The sequence below is a fragment of the Butyrivibrio sp. INlla14 genome, from assembly GCF_900102515.1.
Taxonomy (GTDB): domain Bacteria; phylum Bacillota; class Clostridia; order Lachnospirales; family Lachnospiraceae; genus Butyrivibrio.
This window is the reverse complement of the sequence record NZ_FMVS01000067.1, coordinates 1-2,457: the sequence shown is the minus strand read 5'-3', so window position 1 is coordinate 2,457 and position 2,457 is coordinate 1. Positions and strand designations below refer to the sequence as shown.

Below are 2,457 nucleotides of genomic sequence, written 5' to 3'. Positions count from 1 at the left end.
AAGATTCTGTCGAGAACATTTTTGACAGACTGGTATTCAGTGATGAAAACGATGTCATTTACAAAGATGATGAATACAAAAATGAACATAAAGACTACTATATGGAAGAGATCATTGAAGATCAGAAATGGTATGGCAGTATCTATGCCGGTTTCTGCCGTGCCTTCGACATGAACGGCGATTCACCTGAAGAATCTGCCAGCAGAATCATATCTGAATTCAATCTCACAGCAAAGAGGTAAAACACCATGTATCTTAGACAAATCAATCGGCCTCAGGGGATATATCTTGCAATCCAGGAAAGTTATTATGACAGGGAAAAGCGACAGAGCCGCACGAGGACAGTACAAAGCCTTGGATACCTGGAAAAACTAAAAACGCAATATGACGACCCTGTAGCTTACTTCACCGAATACGCCAGGGAACTGACTAAAAAGAATAAGACCGAAAAGAGTACCGATATAGCTATTGATCTCAAATCCACAATGGAAATCGGCACAAATGACGTCCGAAATGTAGGCTATGGCATTCTCAAAAACCTCTACAAGGATCTGGAAATAGATAAGTTCTGGAACTGGAAGACCCGTGGCCGTAAGATGAAATTCAGCACGGATCAGATAACAAAGCTCCTCACCTTTTCAAGGGCGCTTAATCCAGGTTCAAAAAGATACACTCTCAACAGCAGCGATTTCTTCTTTGAGCCATTTGATGACTGTTCCCTTGATGACATCTACCATGCCCTTGATATCATTGCTGAAAATAAAGCCGATCTCCAGAAATGGATCTACGATAAGTCTCAGAAAATCTGCAGTCGCGATATGTCTGTCTCCTACTTTGATTGCACTAACTACTACTTTGATATCAGCCGGCCTGACGTAGATGAAGTTGATGTTGATGGAAACCCGATAGATAAAGACGGCAATCCTACTGATGCCAAGTACCGTAAACGTGGTCCCGAAAAGAACCATCGTCCGGATCCGATCGTAGAAATGGGTCTGCTCATGGATAAAAACGGTATTCCAATGGCCTTTGATCTCTTCCCGGGAAATGAATCAGAAAAAGTCCACATGCGTCCCATAATAAACAGGGTCAAGGATGAGTTTGATGACTGCAGGGTAATCTATGTGGCAGACAGAGGGCTAAACACTTCTGACAACATCTACTGGTTAAATGGTGATAACAAGAATGAAAACAATACTCGTGACGGATATGTTTATGGTCAGTCCGTAAGAGGCGCTGATGCCGAATTCAAGGCATGGGTGCTGAAAGGTGATTACCGGAATGACAAGGTGCTTGATGACGATGGCCATGAAGTAACTTTTAAGCACAAATCCCGTATCCACCCTAAGGAGCTTCATGTAAACGTGACAAAGCCGGGCCAGAAAAAACCGGTTAAGAAAACAATTGTGGTAGACCAGAAGCAGCTTACATACTATTCGGAGAAGTATGCAAAAAAACAGAAGGCAGACCGTGAGGCCATGATCGCCCGCGCCAAAGACCTGATAAGAAATCCCCAAAAATACACGAGGGTAACTGCGAAAGGAAGCGCATCCTACGTGTTAAACATTGCATTTAACAAGGAAACTGGTGAAATAATAGAGGGAAGAAATCTTGAGCTTGATATGGAAAAGATCAGGGAAGAGGAAAAATATGATGGCTACTACTCTATTGTGACCAGTGAATTAAAGATGAGTGATGAAGAGATGCGCAATGTCTACAGAGGTCTTGCCAGGATTGAAGATTCATTCAAAGTAACAAAGACTTTCTTTGAATCACGTCCCGTATACCTCAGAACCAATAAGCACATCGATGCGCACTTCACCACCTGCTTCCTTGCGCTGGTACTCGTGAGGCTGTTAGAGAAAAAACTTGACGGAAAATATCAGGCTGGAAAGATTCTTGATTCTCTAAAGAAATACAACTGTACAAAGCTTCACACAAATCTGTGGAGATTCACTTACTATGACGAAGTCATCGATGACTGCAGTAAAGCCTTCGGACTGGCACTGAACCTTCAGAACCGAAAACAGCAGGATATCCAGCGCCTGTTACGATACTAAGAAGGTAGAAATCCCCTGACAGGGATTTCTCTGAAATAAGTGCATCAGAGATGCACATAAATCCTTATTCGGGCTTAACTGACAGTACTAACATATCTATAGGTTAGTCAAGGCCAAAGCCGCAATGCGGTGCCCTGCGGGCAGCCTTGACAAACCTATGGATATGTTGGAAAAAGCTCTTAAGCCCGAATAAGGATAAGAGCGCTCCGCGCTCTAAGTTCAAAAAGGCAGTTGCCTTAGCAACTGGCTTCCTTTTTAACATCTAACGCTGCTTCAAAGCAGTGTCTGAAATTTTTCTATTGCATTCTAAAATATATGTCAGTACGCTATACAGACGAAAAGGCTCAATCCCAGATATTTTCTAGGATTGAGCCACTTTTACTTCTGAACTTGAGAT

General features: G+C 42.6%; 2 protein-coding genes. Both read left to right on the top strand.

Annotated features, from left to right (window positions below):
• Window positions 1–242: hypothetical protein (locus BLO53_RS19405; protein WP_207648493.1), on the top strand; the 242-nt coding region annotated here is incomplete at its 5' end.
• Window positions 243–248: 6 nt separating this feature from the next.
• Window positions 249–2,060, top strand: a complete 1,812-nt coding sequence (locus BLO53_RS18805; protein WP_092065239.1) for an IS1634 family transposase — start codon at window positions 249–251, stop codon at window positions 2,058–2,060.
• Window positions 2,061–2,457: the final 397 nt, after the last annotated feature.

Coding starts and splice junctions, on each gene's coding strand:
- BLO53_RS18805 (WP_092065239.1), top strand. CDS start 249: ATGTATCTTAGACAAATCAATCGGCCTCAGGGGATATATCTTGCAATC.